The following is a 16,425-nucleotide window of genomic DNA, read 5'->3' as shown; positions in this document are numbered from 1 at the left end:
CGGGCGGCCCGCCACGAACGGTGGGCCGTCCGCGGCGATTAACCCATGAGTTTCGGCCGCTTGCCGGGGCCGAGCGAATGGAGCACGCGGCAGGGACTGACGAACTTGTCGCACGCCACTGCGGCTTGCGCGAACGTTTCGAAGTAGATCGCGTGATCGTCGTCGGTGACGTGCGCTTTTTCAATTTCCGAAGCCGTTTCGTTCCACGCCAATCCCAAGTATTCCCCGTGCTCGTAAAACCAAACTACGTAACCTTGCCGAGCTAACGATTTCGGCACGCTCAGTGTTTTGCAGCGCTTGCGATTCTTCTTAACGACGTCGCAGCTCTTCTCGGTCTTCGCGTCTTTAGAAGCGTTCATGAAGGTCTCCCATAAATGTACGGTTAGGGTGTTTTCATGATGGCAGGCGTGAAGTGACGTGAGTTTCAGCATCGTCCGAATCCTTCTGCCCGATCGCTGTCACGCGTAGGACTTCGGCGCTTTTCCCAATTGAATGTGAAAACGTAGTGAGCGCGTCGATCCATGTGCTACGCGGTATTCCGCGCGGCGCGAGGGATCCGACGGGCACTGAGCAGAGTTCGACGCGAGTTTTCTGCGGCATCAACCGATTCGGAAATTACGCGATGTTAAGGAGATCGCGGTCTGATTGCCGAGCCGTAACGAACGGACCCGATGAGGTGTCACCTGAGGTGTGCAATGAGCGAATCATAGAATCGGCTTTCCTCGTTGTGCGTATAGCCTAGAGGAAATAAAACATCGTTTAGGGATGCTCTTCTCGAAATGCCGAAGCCGTTGCAATGACGGCGGGGACACACGGCGATCTTGCCGCAAGGCGAAGCTCTGAGAGAAATAGGGTCATCGAACAGGTTGAGACCAGATATCTCCGAGTTCACGAAAGTCGTCGCATCATGAAAATTCTGTCTTTTTCCCCACGTATTTCCGTGGATGAAGTTGTTTCTGCGCATCCTCAACCCTGTCAGGCGGATGCTGTCGGTCGCGTGATGGCCGCTGACCTGTTGCACATTCGGAACGTGAGTGAGGGGGCGCGAAAGGGCATCTCGCCTTCGGCGGTCTATCGGAAACCGTATGTCGTGGATGCCGCGCTGCTGGGCGAAGTCATTCGTTCGCGCGCTTCGCCCGTCGGCAAAGGGCGTCCCGTTCAGGGTATTCCCGGCACGAATCCGCGCACCGAGAAGCGCGCTATTTCTGTGATGGACACGCGCACCGGAAAGATCGTCAGTGTTGGCGATATGCATCACCGATTTTCGCAGCAGAGCATGTCGAAGCCGGTGGCGATGGCGCTGGCGATTCAGTTGATGGGCGGTCAGCCTGAGCGCTACGGTCGATACGTCGGTATGCAAGCATCGGCGCTTCCCTATAACGATGCCACGCTTGCACCTGACGGCCGTCCGTTCAATTCGAGTGTGAACATCGGCGCGTTGGCAACGTGGATGCTGATTGAGATTCACACACCGCCGGGCAGCGATCCGTTCGATGGTTTCCTGGAGATGATGAAGTCGTTGACGAGAAATCCGGGGCTGACCGTCAATGAAGCCATGGCTATCGGAGAGTTCGACTTCTGTCCGCCTGACCAGGCGCAGAGTTGCAACCGGCGATTGCTGGCGACGCTGGATGCCTCGGGCTTTGTGGATGACGATAGTCTGACGACCTATGCGATGCGCAAACACGGCAAGGCCGTCGTCGATGCCAACTCGACACGTGCCGGTGGACTGACGCCCGAGTTCTCCGTGTCATGCAGGCGAGCGCTTTCCGAGGACGCCTTTCTTAGCTATTGCAGGGCCTGCGCGGTGATGGTGAACACGGAGGACATGGCGAATGTTGCTGCAGTGTTTCGCAGCGGTGGCCTGCAGGTGGATGCGATCCACGGTACACGCAAGCAAATCTTGCCTGCCTTAGTCGCAGACTATGTTCGATGCTCGAACGACATCAGCGGCAGTTACGAAGAGTCGGAGGCGCAGTTCAGGAAAAACGCGTTCGGTGGAAAGACGGGCGTCGACGGAGGCATTTTCGGCAGTCTTTACCGGCATGCGAATCTTGTCGTGGCGACGCACCACGCCGACTTAAACCCCGCGGGGAATTCCGGTGAAGGGCAAAAATGGATCAGTACGCTGAACAAGCTGAATCTGGTACTGCCGTCAGCGCGACGCGCAACCTTGGGGATGGCAAGCGGGCTGATGCGCGCGCGTCCGACGGCCGGACAATTGCCGTCTCACGCGCTCGGCCCCTCTCCCCGTGAAGTGGATACGACGTTGCAATCGGAGATGACGCCGGAAACGCGTCGCGTACTCACAAATGCCATGCCGGTCATCGATGGGGTGAGACGGGACTTCTATGCAAAAGCACCGGACATCCGCAAAGCAAAGGACGTCGCCATCGACGGAACGCACGTTCTGTCGGCTCGCGACATTCACGGCAGGATGAAGCGGTACTACCACATGTCCCGGGACCGGCATGCGCTGGAGAAGATTGTCGTGGTCGACGAGATGTCGGGTTCGGTGAATGTAGCGCGGGAACGGGACTGAGCCGTCAGACGGGCCGAATGACTGCGCCATTACGCCAGAATTACGCCAAACCGAGGGAAAGCACCGCTGGAGACAAGTCTTGTGGTGCCCAGGGCCGGAATCGAACCGGCACGCCTTGCGGCGGGGGATTTTGAGGATGCGACGAACTGTCTAAAAATCAGAAAGTTACGATCTCGTGGCGCTTCGCAAACGGTAACTAACCATCCCTCGGGAACCCTTATGGTTTCTAGGTGACGAGCCCGTTTGCGGAGCGGTGTAACCAGTGTTTTAGCATGACACACCCGCGATTCCCTGATCCTAAATCATCGTTTGAGGTCGGGTCCGGAGCCTTGATTGACTAGGCTCCCGGACGTCAGCGCCCTAATCGTCGTCCGCGTGCAGATTTACGTGGGAATGCGGCTCGGGGCGGTGTGATTCAGACGGATTGTTGGGGAATGTTTAGGGAGCGGTTGAAGGCACTCGCCGCGCCACTTAGCCGTCCTCGGCACTCCAACGAATGCCATCAGGGAAACAGAATCGCCGCGTAATTTCGTGCACTGTGCAGGATGTGAACGATGTCGATGCGCTCGTCCGACTCGACCACGCGATAGAAAATTTGGTAGTTGCCGTAGATGCGATGGCGAATGCCGAATCGCTCATAGCGCGGCACGATGGGGAACGCGTACGGCATGTCTGCGAGGCTCAAACACTTGTCCCGCAGTTCCTGAATGAATGTTACGGCACGACGCGGATTGTCCAGCGCGATGTAATCACCGACGTTCTCGAGGTCTACGATGGCTTCGGGTAATAAGTGAACGATCATCCCTCTTCGTCCACCTTTGCCTGATACTTCTTCTCAAGGCGGTCGAACACATCGGCGGCCGGTTGGCCCTTTCCTGCTGCTGCATCTGCGATGCCCTTCTCAACCATCGCATCGAGCGCAGCAAGCTGCGACTCGCGATCCTGAATCAGACGGACCCCCTCACGCAACACCTCACTCTTCGATCCATAACGGCCCCTCTTCACGAGTTCGGCGACGTACTCCTCAAGCGAGCGGCCGAGTTCAGCACTGATCATGGTTTTCCTCCGGTTGGAGTTGGCTGGGTTGGCGGTCACTCTAGCACGTTTATCAATAGTTATCAAAAAAGGCGCCAGACCTTACGAAACGAGTCTCCACTTTTGGAGTTCCAGCGCTGCGGCCCGTCAGACGAGAAATTTCTCGGAAGTATCTGATACGCAGGTGCCAGAGCGGCTGCCATGATGGATGTGCCCCCCCCCAACTTAACGGTTTCATGGACGAGATATGCGAAAGACAAATGAGGAGCGCGTTCGACCACAGGGTGGCAGCAGAACAGGAGGTTGCGGACAAAGCGGAGGTGAAGGATTTCAGCCCACACCGCCCCTGTCATTACCCCGCAAAGGCTACGTCGTGTGGCTCCACATACACAACCAGTTTCTGGGCTATGCATGGGACGAAGAAAGGAGAGAAATAAGGCGAGCAATTGTGGTTGACCCACATCATGCGATCTACTTCGCCACATTTGCCGAGGCAATTGTGGCTACGGAACCATTGAACGATCCCTTTCACATTTTGCACTCCTCGAAGGCGGACGACAGACCTAAATTAGTTCGATAATCCCCACTAACATCGCACATAAAATTTTGAATCATTCACAGGTCGGTCAGCAATTTTTACTGCCCTGTGAATGACGTTAGTATCACCAAACAAATCCACACCCTCGACGCGCACCATCTGCTAAAATCAGAAAACACGCAAACAATCCCCAAAAACTGATGACCAGAATAATCAATAAATATTTTTTTATAAAATTAAAAAATATTATTCTCGATACGATAAAAAACAAACAATTAATAAAAACCACACTCAATGCAGCATCCCTTGCCATAGGAATAAGCCTCATCCTATGCAACGGACCACTTCTTCAAACCTATTCATTTGGGCTTCTCAACAGTGGAGAAGCATCCATCTACTCGTCTATCTACGGCGATGACATCGCCAAAATCCCAGACATCGCAGATTGGATCCCAACAAGCCTAATTTCAGTATTTTTTATCGCATCGATAGTGTATTTTTTGTTCGCGAGAAAAAATAACAATGCAAGAGAGATATTTATTTCCTCTAGCGTTTATTTTTTCACCCTGTTAATGGCTATTGATATTTTTCTTTATTCGATAAATTTCTCCAGCCACAAAAACACCAACTTGCTTGAGTGTCTCGTAGCCAATTTAGTAGGATCAGTTGCCCTATCCGGGTGCATAATCATAATCCTTCAGATTCAATCTTCCGTAAAAAATTTCAGCGAAAATTGGAAAACCGCAATGAGTGCGATTGCACTGATGGTTCCATGCGCATTTGGAGCATCGTCCGTTGCGATTGTATCTTATGCACTAACAATTTTTTACAAACCTACTTACACAAAAATCGACATCGTAGCTGACGGAAAGGTTTCGCTTTTTTATTGGCAAAAAGAAAACACCGAAAACAAGAAATCAGAAATTGATGGTAATGCGGAATCATTTGGTTTTCTACTCGATCCCGCATCTACAGAGGGTCGAATCTCTTCGACGCTGTACGACACCAATCCATTAATAGTTTGGAACAAACAGGATCGCCAAGAAAACTACAATCTATCCCTAACATTCCTTATGGGTTGCGATGACACGGAAAAAGCAAAAAAACAGTCATCAAACAAGAATTCATTTACAGTAAAAAACATAGAATCTCTGAAAATTCATCCCATTGAGAAATGGTCTAGCATCTACTTCTCGAAAGATGAATCAAATAACATAAAGATATCTCCGGGAAAAGATGGAATTTTGGCATGGCTCAAGAACAATGAAGAGGACAGAGAAACAACATCCTTGACAATTGGAGCTCCTGACGGATCAAGACTGACTCTAACGGACACCAAGGATAGAATCGATTTCATTCTTCGATCAATACTACTAAATGCAAACGATGCAGGAAATTATCAGTCCGAGAGCAAGAAAATCGCATTCGTCATAAATGGAGAGACGTACAACTTCGATCTAACGTCCTCAGCAAAAAAAGGAGAATTAAAATCATGCACCCCCGCCAGACTTACTAAAATTTCCACCCCCCAAAACTATCGCGTTGACAACCCGCTGAGCATTTCCGATATTCTTATTTCTATCACTCCGGAGACGAGCCCTAACATTTATTATGTCGACGGTAAAAATGCAATAGAAGTAATAAATTCCGGAGGGAATATATATTTCGACAAAATTTCCTATCGGAATTTGTTGAAATCGTCAAAAAATGGAGAAATCGATGGCGCGAGGATCACTCAAGACGGAATAAAATCAATTCGAATTAACAATGAAAAAATTGAGTTATTTCCACTAGAATCAATCACCATTGCCGGCGGCTCCATAAAAGGCTCTTTTGCCCAAAATGGGCAAATTCACATTTATGGCAATGCAAAAACAGCATATCGAGGTCAAGCGCGCCTAAACATGACAAGATGGGAAAGAATTGACACAGCAATTAAAGCAACAATACTTTCTGGAATCGCGACGGCAATCTGCTTTGCCTTCACATTCGTGGCGGGAATCTTGCGAAAAAACAAACTTATTGATTGGCTATAATCCGAATCGATATTACAGAACTCGAGGCGAGATGAAGCATCTCGCCCATTTTTTATTAAAAAATAATCAATATCGAAAATTAAAAACAGCGGATTTCCGATTAACCTTTTTTTAATCAGAGTAGTTTTTCACGCGCCCCCACCATCTTCTGCAGACCTTCCCTGCTTTTATCCAGCCTTCCTTAGTGTCTGCAAGTCCCGAGCTATGCGTGCCAGCGTGGGCGATGTGTGGCCGTTCGCTTCATCGGTTTTCCCGGTCATCAGCCAATAGGCATACTGAGGCCACACGCTGCCTAAGGCTTCAAGCATGTCGTCGCTCGCTCGCTGCTGCCCCCGAACCACGTTTTGCCAACGTCGTCCGTTGATCCCCGTGCGAGCCTCCATGTCGACCCACGGTCGTCGGGGGTCAAGCTCGACGTCTGCTAACTCCTTAATTCGCCCTCGCATTTCGGACTCATCCCAATCCCAAATTTTGCGCTGTCGACTAACATTTAGTCGTCGGCACATTGATATGTAATCCGTACTTTGTCTGCCGACCGACACGTCCGTTTCCACTAGGAGTTTGGCGAATGTCCAGCAAACAAAAGCTCACAATCCTCGACGTCACCCGACGCGAGGGCATATCCAGCAAGACCGGACGTCACTACGACATGCGCATCGCGGAATGCGTCCTCTGGCAGAACACGAGTGAAGGTGAAGACGCCGTAGTCGGCACCATCACCCTTCCCGATGCAGTCAAAGATGCAGGCAAAGGCGAATACCTTGCGGACTTCATCCTCACTCGGTCGATGGAGGGTCAGCTTGTTCCCCGCATCGTCGCATTGCAGCCATACGGCGACGGCACCCGCCCGTCCGCACCGGTCAAGAAGCAGAAGCTCACCATCCTTAGCGTCGTCCGTCGTGAAGGCATCTCCAGCAAGACGGGTCGCCCCTACGACATGCGCACCGCACAATGCGTCCTCTGGCAAGCGACGCCCGACGGCGACCGCGCCGTTGTTGGCACCGTCCCACTGCCTGAAATCGCTAAAGAAACCGGCAAAGGCGAGTACTTCGCAGAGATGGCCATGGCGCAATCGATGGACGGCGCTCTAGTCCCGCGCATTGTAGCGTTGCAGCCCTACGTAACTAATACACGTCCGACGGCCACACCGAAAGCTGCGGCCGCTGCTGCCGTGTAATTTGCGTCATCTCACGTTGTCCACTTGAGCGACGACCACCTGTAGTTAAATCCGGCCCCCCGCCAGATTCTTTGCACCGTCACCGCAGGAATGCCGTGATGGGATTGGGGGTTGCGATGCTTCACCAACTGTCTCTTGATCTGTTCGGCGGCTTTTGCCCCGCACGAACTAAGCAACGGCGTATCCCGCGCCCTCTCCTAGCTCCACAACGCCCGTGGAGACAACTCCGTCTCAAGCTGCACCTGCGGCGTCTCATCAAAGCCAGTAAGGGCTTCATCTGGACGCGTCCCGACGGCATCCAATTCGTATGCAAAACCTTGCGCTCGCTCATCGCGCGAATCATGGATTACGACGGCCATTTGATCCCCGCAAGCATCCGCGCTGCGATGAACAAGTCGCGCACGTGCCGGTGATTGCCGCAACCGCATAGGTCCCGATATGACAGCCCCCACGACCGAACTCATTAACCGCACCGTGACCGCCACTGACGGAACGTGCATGTGCATTGCGCGCGTCGGTGGACTCAACGTCCCGGATACCGAACGCTTCGCCCGCATGCTCGAAGCATCCGCGCTGCTGTACGAAACCGTGCAGGTGCTTGCTGGTGCACTTGATCTCGCCTACGAGGCGCACGAACTGGCGCAACCGGCCTGCTCGAAGTTTGCGTGGCAGATTCTGAAGAACATCAATCGCGGGGGCTAACGGTGGTGAATCCAGCGATGCGCGTGTTGACCTGCAAGCCCGTTCCGAACGCGATGCCGTCCACACCAATGGATCGTCAATTGTGCCCGACCGAGGACGGCCAACAATTCGCGGTTGTTGCTCTCGCTCCCACAGCATCCGAATCACTGCTCGACGTCCAACAGATGGCGAGTTTCTGGACATTGGCATTCACGACGGTCGTTGGGCTGTACGTCGTGAGTGCCCATGTAGGCGCAATCCTCGGCTTCATACGTCGGGGATAAGCCAGCGCGCCGGACGCACTCCGGTATTCATCAAGTGAGGAAATCGTATGAATACGAAATTTGCACGACTTAAGCGCATTGGCACTCGTGCTGTCGCCGGTCTGGCGCTTGTTACCGCACCCGCACTGGCCTTTGCAGAGGCCAGCACCGCTACGAGTTTCGATGTGTCTGCCATTACGGGGCAAATCAGCTTCGCGAGCGTCGCAGCAGGCGTAATTGCTATCGCAGGCCTGCTTGCGGGTGTTTATGTCGCAATCAAAAGCGCCAAGGTGATTCTCGGGATGATTCGCGGAGCCTGAGCCTGATGTGACTCCGGGAGGCGATCCGGACGCTTCCCGGCAACGAACTCCGAACCGGTCGTCTTAGCCTGCGACGCAACGGCAATGCCGATCAACGCAAACACTACAGCAGCCATTGGCAGAAACCAGCTACCCGGACGGTAGAACCATCCGATTAAGCAGGTCACACAGCAAATGGCGGCCATCACCGCAAAGAACACAATGCGGGCGCTATCTACGATCGGAGAAAGATCAATCACTTCTGGAGGCTCCTATGCAGGTGGAATTTGCAAACCTTAGCCAATTGATATGGACATTCGGCGTGTTGTGCTTGGCTGGCTCCATTGGCGGCGCAATGGTTGGCGCCACGCTTGTCGACGTGCTTAAGAGCTATTCCGACAAACAGCGAAAGCAACCTACAAGAGAAGACGTCGGCTAGTTTTCGATTCGACCCTCAGCTTATCGAATTTGCCCAATTTCTCGTGTGAAAAGGACACGCCATGCCATCGCAAGAATTTTGGAATCTGATGTGTTTCGTGTGGGGAATCGCTTGCGGATGGGCCGTCGTGCAAGGTCTACGGAGCATGTGATGAAGAGGCTCCTTTTCATCGCGCTTTGCCTCTCTCTCGTGACGAGCAGCACAAATGACGCGTACGCCAATCCCCTCGCACGTGCTTTCACAACTTTTGTAATAAATCAGGTCGTCGCCCTTGTTACTCAAAAGACGATTCAACGCGATGGCGTAAAGCCTGACGACCCACGAATCGAAGAAACCCAAAAAGCGATGTCATTGGTCGCAACGGAGCATGCGCGGCTTAGCCTTAACGAACGATATCTAATGGCTGCCAACGGCCCCACATGGTTTGGACTTGCGGCGGTGTTGCTCGGCGAACAACTGGGGGAGTTGGCCGTCGGAAAAATCGGGGATACAGATATCACGATCAGCGCGCTTCCGTCTGGCGAAATAGAAGCGAAGTCTGAGAGGTACGTTCCTATACCAGATGACCTGAAACCGTATGTCCCGCCCCGTTACCCGCGGCATACAGTCGGACGCTCAGATAGTCCATGGGACGCCATCGCGGCGATGGGAGGTCAAGTCTATCGCCAATCGCAGTGCAGACAAGGCTGGGTCTGTGCGCATTTCCCGCCTGTTCCCTGGGACGACGTATGGGGTCCCCAAGGATGGTACGCCGCCGATAAGGACGGCGTGATCGTACTTGGGCGTAGTCTCGCGCAGATTAAAAGCTATATCCAAGCTTACGTTGAGGAGGGTTTCAAGTTAGCCAACGTAAAAGCGCGCAACCTGCGCATTCGGATCGAGGAGGAATTTAGAGTTAGCGGGGAGAGCGCAGGATTCGAGACATCGGGAACGTATGAGAAAGAAACGTGCGAGATCAAGAAAGAAAAGGTGATAGACGTCACATTGCCGGGTTGTCCCGCCGAGAATGTCGCGTCCGCTGCCCATTGGTCGGGTAAGTGCACAAAGGAGATCGAGAAGGAGATTTGCACATGGAAATCGGTGGAAGCAAGTGGATTCAGTTTGGGTGCACCGTTCGTTAACCACAAGGTAGTGCCCCCCTTCAATAAGGACAATTACGGCCGACAAGTTCGCCATAGAACTTTCGACTCACTGGATAAGGCTTATGACGCCTTATCAGATGACGAACTCAAACTCGAACTAGCCCCAAAGTTTGTCGCAGACGTCACCAATTCGCTTTTCGCCAAGGCAAGCCAGCTAGAGGGGTACAGAGGCGTGCCACATCGCATGACGTCACCGATTACACCGCAGGATGTTAAAGCGTGGTCGGACGAGAAAGGGCGTGGTGCGATGCCTGCAGTAGTAGATGTATTCTCTCGGCCCTTGGGAGATTACGAGCGCGTTGTTCCGATCAACGTTTTGATTGTCCCTGATCGCAGGCGGCCAGAGGATCGTCCAGACCCGAACGACAGGAACCGCCCCGTTGACCCTGATCGCGAACGCCCTCGTGACCCACTGTCAAAAGACGTCAATGTCGTCAATACGCCAGGCGTTCACGTAGTGAATCCCGTGCAAGTCGATGCAGGTCAAGCCAGCGCCATAGGAGAACCAAGCCTCGAATCTCCACCTACGCCCAGCGCAATCCTTTCGCCAATCCTGAACTTGCTTCCCGATTTCAAGAAATGGAAAACGCCCCGGCATACGGCGACATGTCCCAAGCCGGTATTCGACGTATTCGACAAACGCATCACGATGGACGCGATGTGCGAAATCGCGGAACGCCATCGCAAGACAATCCACATGGTAATGCTCGCAGTCTTTGCCCTGATCGCACTAACGATCCTTCTCGCAGCGTGAGGTCACGATGTACTCGATATTCGACGTATTCACCTTTGCAATAAGAGGGGCGCTTCAGTTTGTCTTTCGCTCCATCGTCATCAAGTTCGGTACTTTTTTTTCGCTGTGGTACATCACCACTGGCTTCGTTGAAGTACTCAAAACGGCGGGCATCTTACCAAATGCGGAATCGCTGTCGAGCGCGTTCACCGGCATTCCTGCGTCGGTCTGGTACTGGCTTGAACTTCTGGCGTTCCCTGAAGGAATGCCGATTGTGCTAGCGGCGATGGCGAACCGATTCGTGTTGCGCCGCATCCCGATGATGGGGTGACGAATGGCGATCAATGCATACACAGGCTTGATGGGATCGGGCAAGAGTTATGAAGTCGTTAGCAGCGTCATCGTGCCCGCAGTCATCGCAGGCCGCAGAGTCATCACGAACATTGATGGCATCCAACCCGACGCCATTCGCGACTACTGCGTCGACGTAAAGAAGGCGAATCTGGAGGCGCTAGGTAGCGTGGTCCCCGTCACCAACGACGATGTGACGCGCGAAGGCTTCTTCCCAGACGAAACCAAGCCCGAAGCAAAGTCAATCGTGCTCGCTGGCGATCTTGTCGCTATCGATGAGGCATGGAATTTCTGGTCCATCGGCAACAAACTTTCACCGGAGCATATGCGATTCTTCCGTATGCACCGGCATTACGTGCATCCTGAGACCGGTGTGGCCTGCGACGTTGCTTTGATGATCCAATCAATTGGCGACTTGCACCGGCAATTGCGTTCGGTCGTAGAAATGACCTTTGTGACGAAGAAGCTGAAAGAACTCGGCCTCAATCGAAGCTACCGGGTGGAGATGTACGAAGGAGGCAAGGTAACGAAAGCGAATCGCATCGACACCTTTTCAAAAATGTACAGCAAGGCGATTTTCCCCTTGTATCAATCCTATGCAGGTGCCAAGGGGAACGAGCGTGCCATCGACAAACGGCAAAACAAGCTTACGAACTTGCGCATCTGGTTCATCTTTCTTTTCATGCTCGTCATTGTGGGCGTTAGTGGTTGGTACATCACTGGCTTCTTTCGAGGGGATCACTTAAAGGCGAACAAGCAGCCGCCCCCCTCCGCGCAAGCCTCATTGACCTCGCAAGATCCACTCCCCCGAGTCGATCCAGCCCTGAGCAACGACTGGCGCATAGCTGGTCGCTACAACGTGGGTAACGAGCATTTCGTTGTAGTCATGGATAACGCGGGGCGACTTCGTGTGGAGTCTCCATCGATGTTTCAAAACGTCGGCATAGCCGCCGTCGGCACAATCGACGGGCAGAGAGTTACCGCATGGACTGGCAGTAGGTCTAGCGGCGGTTTCATCGGAGACGCACCATGAACCGCTTTCTTCCGCTTCTCCTATGGAGTGCGAGCTTTGCGGTATTTGCCAACGATGTGAAGCAAACTCCCGCGCCTATAGACTTCAATGGATTCGTCCCGCAAGAAGAGTACTCACCACTGGACCACTCAAGTCACCCAATGCTTGAAGCCGAGTTGCGAGGCAAGTCTGCTGAAAAACACACAACTGCACGACTGAAAAAGCCGAGTAACGGGGCCTTTGACTTTCAACTGGTCACCGTCTCGCAACTAGTGACGCTAATGTACGGAGAGGCGGTCAAGACACCTTACGTGATCGCGCCAGAGGTGTTGGACGACCAGCGACGGGTTTCCTTCAGATACAACACCAAGCACGGGGAATTGAAAGCGTTTCTTGTGCTGTTTCTCGACTCTCTCGGCTTTGGGGTTGAGCAACGAGCTGGCGTCGATTTCGTATTCAAGCGTCGAGAACCGGAAGAACAGGAACTGCCGAGTCGAGATGCGTTCATTTATCGCCCCCGCTATCGCGACACAGCCTATCTCGCACGTCTTGTAAGTCCGCTGTTTCAAGGAAGATTCACCGTCAACCGACCTGTTTCGGCCCCGCCAGAAGCGCGCGTAGGCGGCAAAGTACCGGAAGGCTCTGCAGCCTCTCTGATTGACCAGCGAGGAGACACGCTACTCTTTCACGGAACGTCCGACGAGGTAGCGGCGCTCGCGCGCCTCCTCCCACAGATTGACACACCCGTGGGCGAAGTCAGCGTGCGCGCTGCCGCCTACGAAGTCGTCAATAGCACAGAACGAGGCTCAGCTTTCCAGCTTGCGCTAGATCTGCTTTCAAAGGGACTTGGGATTGAGGTAGCGATAGACGGCGACAAATTTGGCAACTCCATCCGCCTGAAAGCGGGAGACTTCTCCGCCGTCGTCTCGGCCTTGGCAAAGGACTCGCGCTTTCAGGTGATCAACAGCCCAAACCTGCGCATACGCTCGGGGGCGAAAGGTCGACTCACGGTCGGCCAGAAGGTGCCTGTCCTGAAGTCTGTGAGCTACCCACGTGGCGGCGGTGATCCAGTGCAATCTGTCGAATATCACTCGTCCGGTGTCATCTTCGAGCTTGCGCCAACTGTAAAAGACCGAATTATCGACTTGAGCGTCACGCAGCAAATCAGCGACTTCGTGAAGACAACAACCGGCGTCAACAACTCTCCGACGTTGAATACGCGAGAGGTCAGCACCGAAATCAGCCTGCGTGACGGTGACGTGATCCTCATGGGCGGTCTGACGACGAACAAGAGCACCGACAACCGCACAGGACTAGCCTTCCTACCTCGCTTTCTCGACAGCCATAGCGACGCTTCGTCCAACACCGAAATCCTCCTCATGCTCCAGGTCGAGCGCGTGAGGATGACTAGCGTCGGGAGTGTCGGCGCCGATGCCGAAGCTGAGGGTGCCCACAAGCCGAGCCGCGAAGTCGGGGCCGATGACGCGCGGCCCAGCGCGACCCGCGCGACCGAGCAGCGGGTAGCACTGCCGACGTCCGCCGAAGCGCCAACGTCGACCACACATCCCCTCACTGAAAACCGCCTTGCCGTCAGCCCGATGCGTGAAGTGGCACTGATGCCAGAAAGGGCGATGCGTCGCGCCGCCCCCGCCGCCCGGAGGGGCGAGGACGGCGGGGGCGCGCGAAGCGCGCCCCTAGATTTATATCAGTAACACTTAACGTACAAACACACGGCAAGGCCCGCCAGCAAAGGCAAGAACACTCCCCCCGAAAAAGAGAAGGCCCCGAACGCTGCAACGAACGGGGCCAGTGCATCAACACGACAATGAGGAGTTGCCATGCTTGAGAACAGTGTAGACGACTATCCCTTTCGCCGCGAATGGGTCATTGGTGGCAGGGACTTTGGGGAAGGCCTGCATGAGATCAACGCGACCCGATTCGACCGCTATATGCGTGCCCAATCGCTCCACCGCATACCGAAAGCAAAGCGTGGGGAATCCGAGAAGAAGGAGGACAACCGGCTTTCGTCAGCCAAGCGCGCCCGTCGGCAAGTCAGATTGCGTTGCAAAGCCATGCAGGCAGACCGGATGATCACGCTGACATACCGCGAGAACATGGAGGACAAGGGTCGCCTTAAGCGCGATTTCGACGCCCTACGTCGCCGTTTGGGAAGGTTTCTGGACTTCAAGTACATTGCCGTCCCCGAACGGCAAAAGCGCGGCGCGTGGCATATACACATCGCCGTGAGGGGGCGGCAGAACTATCGGATACTTCGCGCGATCTGGCATTCCATCGTCGGCGCGGATAACGGCAACGTCGACGTACGCAACCCGTTTCGCCAGAAGGGGCTTCGCCACAAGCTTGCGGGCTATCTGAGCAAGTACATCACGAAGGACTTTGCCGAGCACGAGATGAACGAGAAGCGCTACTGGACCAGCAAGGGCATCACGGTGCCGGAGCGCCAACCCATCGCTCACATCCTGAGCGATGACCCTGTGAAAGCCATCGTGACCGCTTTCGAAGCGGCTGAGACCGCAGGCGCAAGCCTTGATCACTGTCAGGTGTACTGGAATCAGGATCTTGGGTGTTTATGGTTAGCGACAAGGGAGAACTGAAGATGGACACGTTTTTATCGCCGGAGGAGGTTAGCTACCTCACGGGGCGGCAGCTGAAGGCGAAGCAGGTGGATGCTCTCCGAAAAATGGGTATCCCATTTTTCGTGAACGCCCGTGGCGCTGCGATTGTCGCCCGGGCCGCGATCGAAGGGCGTGCCGCACCGCTGCCGGTCGTCAAAGGCTGGAAGCCGAAGGTAATGGGTGGCTGAATGGGACGGAAGCCGACGAAGAACCTGAATCTTCCGCCAGGTATGCGGGCACGGGTGCAGAGAAGCGGGAAGTGCTACTACTACTTCGATACGGGCGGTAAGCCGAGGCGAGAAATTCCGCTCGGTCCGGATTTCGTCTCTGCTGTTCAGAAATGGGCGGAACTGGAGATGGCCCCACCGGAATCGGTGGCTCCGCTGATTACCTTTCGACATGCAGCGCAGCGATATCTGCGCGAGGTTCTTCCATTGAAAGCACCTCAGACGCAACGCGGAAACCTCAGGGAGTTGGAGCGCTTGTATCAGTTCTTCGACAACCCACCTGCGCCGCTGTCCGAAATCAAACCAATGAACATTCGGCAATACCTTCAGTGGCGTGTGGACGAGTCCAAACGTCTAGCAACCGCGAAGGGGCTGGCCATCACCGTAGGCGCTGGACAAACGCGCGCTAATCGCGAACTCGCGTTGTTTTCACACATTTTCAATAAGGCGAGAGAGTGGGGGATGACGGATCACGCGAATCCTTGTGCAGGCGTCTCGAAGTATCGGGAGAGGGGACGCAATACCTACGTGGAGGACTCGGCATATGACGCGGTGTGGCGCGCCGGAGATGAGGCTTTGCGCGACGCGATGGATCTGGCTTATCTCACAGGGCAGCGGCCTGCCGATACGCTGCGGTTTGACGAGAAGAACATCCGCGACGGCCTATTGTGTATCCAGCAAGGTAAGACGGGCATGCGCATTCGCATTTCGATACAGGGGAAGCTTGGGGAAGTACTTGAGCGAATTCGCTCGCGTCGCAAGCGGCAAGCAACGATCACGTCGGCGTTAGTCTTTGACGCGTCGGGGCGGAGGTTGACGCAACGAGGATTGCGAACTCGATTCGACGCGGCTCGCGAAGCAGCCGGGATTGCTAAGGATGCATTCCAGTTTCGCGATCTTCGGGCCAAAGCCGGTACGGACAAAGCCGAGGCAACCGGTGATATTCGCAAAGCCCAAAAGCAACTTGGCCATCGCTCTTTGGTAATGACCGAGCATTACGTGCGCGACCGCCTCGGCGACAAAGTCGAGCCGACGAAATAACCGAATTGCGGAGCAAAAAATGATTTGCGGAGCGTGGCGGAATCGCCAGATGGCTTGGAAAAGCTGTGGTGCCCAGGGCCGGAATCGAACCGGCACGCCTTGCGGCGGGGGATTTTGAGTCCCCTGCGTCTACCAATTTCACCACCTGGGCGGGTGTGCGGGCACCGAACGGTGTCGCAGTGTGAGTCGTTCGACAAACCTGATGGCTCACCGGACGAAGGCGAGATTATGACCGAAATTTTCTCCCGCCACAAGCCCGCTTCGACAGCTTTG

At 54.4% G+C, this 16,425-nt stretch carries 15 protein-coding genes and 1 tRNA gene; 12 read left to right on the top strand and 4 right to left on the bottom strand.

All coding sequences use genetic code 11. The annotated features are described in order from the left end of the window. Positions 1-38: 38 nt before the first annotated feature. Complete coding sequence (locus NA29_RS26105; RefSeq protein WP_174555912.1) at positions 39-431, bottom strand: hypothetical protein; 393 nt, start codon at positions 429-431, stop codon at positions 39-41. Positions 432-796: 365 nt separating this feature from the next. Here NA29_RS26105 and NA29_RS18115 point away from each other — a divergent pair, with 365 nt between their 5' ends. Next, the gene (locus tag NA29_RS18115) at positions 797-2,542 is read left to right on the top strand and encodes a glutaminase (RefSeq protein ID WP_084103897.1); all 1,746 of its coding nucleotides are present in this window, start codon (positions 797-799) and stop codon (positions 2,540-2,542) included. A 502-nt stretch (positions 2,543-3,044) separates the two neighbouring features. Here NA29_RS18115 and NA29_RS18110 read toward each other — a convergent pair. Both NA29_RS18110 and NA29_RS18105 read right to left on the bottom strand, forming a co-directional pair. Next, positions 3,045-3,344, bottom strand: coding sequence for a type II toxin-antitoxin system RelE/ParE family toxin (locus NA29_RS18110; protein WP_039400184.1), 300 nt, complete (start codon positions 3,342-3,344; stop codon positions 3,045-3,047). Then, positions 3,341-3,598 (bottom strand): type II toxin-antitoxin system ParD family antitoxin, encoded by a 258-nt coding sequence (locus tag NA29_RS18105; protein ID WP_039400181.1) that lies wholly within the window; start codon positions 3,596-3,598, stop codon positions 3,341-3,343. The genes NA29_RS18110 and NA29_RS18105 overlap by 4 nt, the downstream gene beginning before the upstream one ends. 717 nt (positions 3,599-4,315) lie before the next feature. On the opposite strand from NA29_RS18105, the gene NA29_RS25845 reads away from it, so the two are divergent. The 11 genes from NA29_RS25845 (at position 4,316) to NA29_RS18035 (ending at position 16,152) form a co-directional block, all read left to right on the top strand. Further along, positions 4,316-6,151 carry a hypothetical protein gene (locus tag NA29_RS25845; protein WP_157127427.1) on the top strand — a complete coding sequence of 612 codons (1,836 nt, stop codon included), beginning with the start codon at positions 4,316-4,318 and terminating at the stop codon, positions 6,149-6,151. 568 nt (positions 6,152-6,719) lie between these two features. Then, complete coding sequence (locus tag NA29_RS26510; protein WP_306592130.1) at positions 6,720-7,328, top strand: hypothetical protein; 609 nt, start codon at positions 6,720-6,722, stop codon at positions 7,326-7,328. A gap of 438 nt (positions 7,329-7,766) precedes the next feature. Next, positions 7,767-8,030 (top strand): hypothetical protein, encoded by a 264-nt coding sequence (locus NA29_RS18080; RefSeq protein WP_039400175.1) that lies wholly within the window; start codon positions 7,767-7,769, stop codon positions 8,028-8,030. A 310-nt stretch (positions 8,031-8,340) separates the two neighbouring features. Continuing rightward, positions 8,341-8,592: a major capsid protein gene (locus NA29_RS18070; RefSeq protein WP_039400169.1), complete on the top strand. Its 252-nt coding sequence runs from the start codon at positions 8,341-8,343 to the stop codon at positions 8,590-8,592. A 568-nt stretch (positions 8,593-9,160) separates the two neighbouring features. Continuing rightward, the gene (locus NA29_RS18065; RefSeq protein WP_157127425.1) at positions 9,161-10,906 is read left to right on the top strand and encodes a hypothetical protein; all 1,746 of its coding nucleotides are present in this window, start codon (positions 9,161-9,163) and stop codon (positions 10,904-10,906) included. 7 nt (positions 10,907-10,913) lie between these two features. Next, the gene (locus tag NA29_RS18060; protein ID WP_095178469.1) at positions 10,914-11,216 is read left to right on the top strand and encodes a DUF2523 family protein; all 303 of its coding nucleotides are present in this window, start codon (positions 10,914-10,916) and stop codon (positions 11,214-11,216) included. Between the two features lie 3 nt (positions 11,217-11,219). After that, positions 11,220-12,269 carry a zonular occludens toxin domain-containing protein gene (locus tag NA29_RS18055; RefSeq protein WP_039400164.1) on the top strand — a complete coding sequence of 350 codons (1,050 nt, stop codon included), beginning with the start codon at positions 11,220-11,222 and terminating at the stop codon, positions 12,267-12,269. Continuing rightward, positions 12,266-13,960 carry a type II secretion system protein GspD gene (locus NA29_RS18050; RefSeq protein WP_072633324.1) on the top strand — a complete coding sequence of 565 codons (1,695 nt, stop codon included), beginning with the start codon at positions 12,266-12,268 and terminating at the stop codon, positions 13,958-13,960. Before NA29_RS18055 ends, NA29_RS18050 begins: the two co-directional genes overlap by 4 nt. A gap of 126 nt (positions 13,961-14,086) precedes the next feature. Further along, positions 14,087-14,863 (top strand): rolling circle replication-associated protein, encoded by a 777-nt coding sequence (locus tag NA29_RS18045; RefSeq protein ID WP_039400161.1) that lies wholly within the window; start codon positions 14,087-14,089, stop codon positions 14,861-14,863. A 2-nt stretch (positions 14,864-14,865) separates the two neighbouring features. Next, the gene (locus NA29_RS18040; RefSeq protein ID WP_039403944.1) at positions 14,866-15,072 is read left to right on the top strand and encodes a DUF4224 domain-containing protein; all 207 of its coding nucleotides are present in this window, start codon (positions 14,866-14,868) and stop codon (positions 15,070-15,072) included. After that, positions 15,073-16,152 carry a tyrosine-type recombinase/integrase gene (locus tag NA29_RS18035; RefSeq protein ID WP_039400159.1) on the top strand — a complete coding sequence of 360 codons (1,080 nt, stop codon included), beginning with the start codon at positions 15,073-15,075 and terminating at the stop codon, positions 16,150-16,152. A gap of 66 nt (positions 16,153-16,218) precedes the next feature. On the opposite strand, the gene NA29_RS18030 is transcribed toward NA29_RS18035, so the two are convergent. Beyond that, positions 16,219-16,303, bottom strand: a tRNA-Leu gene (locus NA29_RS18030). Between the last annotated feature and the right edge of the window lie 122 nt (positions 16,304-16,425).

The sequence above is a fragment of the Pandoraea sputorum genome, from assembly GCF_000814845.2.
GTDB lineage: Bacteria > Pseudomonadota > Gammaproteobacteria > Burkholderiales > Burkholderiaceae > Pandoraea > Pandoraea sputorum.
Note: the sequence above shows the minus strand (reverse complement) of the source record. Positions and strands in the feature narration are given on the sequence as shown.

What these genes read in the sequence shown, in the direction of transcription:
- NA29_RS26105 (WP_174555912.1), bottom strand. Translation starts at nt 431, where the DNA reads ATGCTGAAACTCACGTCACTTCACGCCTGCCATCATGAAAACACCCTA.
- NA29_RS18115 (WP_084103897.1), top strand. Translation starts at nt 797, where the DNA reads ATGACGGCGGGGACACACGGCGATCTTGCCGCAAGGCGAAGCTCTGAG.
- NA29_RS18110 (WP_039400184.1), bottom strand. Translation starts at nt 3,344, where the DNA reads ATGATCGTTCACTTATTACCCGAAGCCATCGTAGACCTCGAGAACGTC.
- NA29_RS18105 (WP_039400181.1), bottom strand. Translation starts at nt 3,598, where the DNA reads ATGATCAGTGCTGAACTCGGCCGCTCGCTTGAGGAGTACGTCGCCGAA.
- NA29_RS25845 (WP_157127427.1), top strand. Translation starts at nt 4,316, where the DNA reads ATGACCAGAATAATCAATAAATATTTTTTTATAAAATTAAAAAATATT.
- NA29_RS26510 (WP_306592130.1), top strand. Translation starts at nt 6,720, where the DNA reads ATGTCCAGCAAACAAAAGCTCACAATCCTCGACGTCACCCGACGCGAG.
- NA29_RS18080 (WP_039400175.1), top strand. Translation starts at nt 7,767, where the DNA reads ATGACAGCCCCCACGACCGAACTCATTAACCGCACCGTGACCGCCACT.
- NA29_RS18070 (WP_039400169.1), top strand. Translation starts at nt 8,341, where the DNA reads ATGAATACGAAATTTGCACGACTTAAGCGCATTGGCACTCGTGCTGTC.
- NA29_RS18065 (WP_157127425.1), top strand. Translation starts at nt 9,161, where the DNA reads ATGAAGAGGCTCCTTTTCATCGCGCTTTGCCTCTCTCTCGTGACGAGC.
- NA29_RS18060 (WP_095178469.1), top strand. Translation starts at nt 10,914, where the DNA reads ATGTACTCGATATTCGACGTATTCACCTTTGCAATAAGAGGGGCGCTT.
- NA29_RS18055 (WP_039400164.1), top strand. Translation starts at nt 11,220, where the DNA reads ATGGCGATCAATGCATACACAGGCTTGATGGGATCGGGCAAGAGTTAT.
- NA29_RS18050 (WP_072633324.1), top strand. Translation starts at nt 12,266, where the DNA reads ATGAACCGCTTTCTTCCGCTTCTCCTATGGAGTGCGAGCTTTGCGGTA.
- NA29_RS18045 (WP_039400161.1), top strand. Translation starts at nt 14,087, where the DNA reads ATGCTTGAGAACAGTGTAGACGACTATCCCTTTCGCCGCGAATGGGTC.
- NA29_RS18040 (WP_039403944.1), top strand. Translation starts at nt 14,866, where the DNA reads ATGGACACGTTTTTATCGCCGGAGGAGGTTAGCTACCTCACGGGGCGG.
- NA29_RS18035 (WP_039400159.1), top strand. Translation starts at nt 15,073, where the DNA reads ATGGGACGGAAGCCGACGAAGAACCTGAATCTTCCGCCAGGTATGCGG.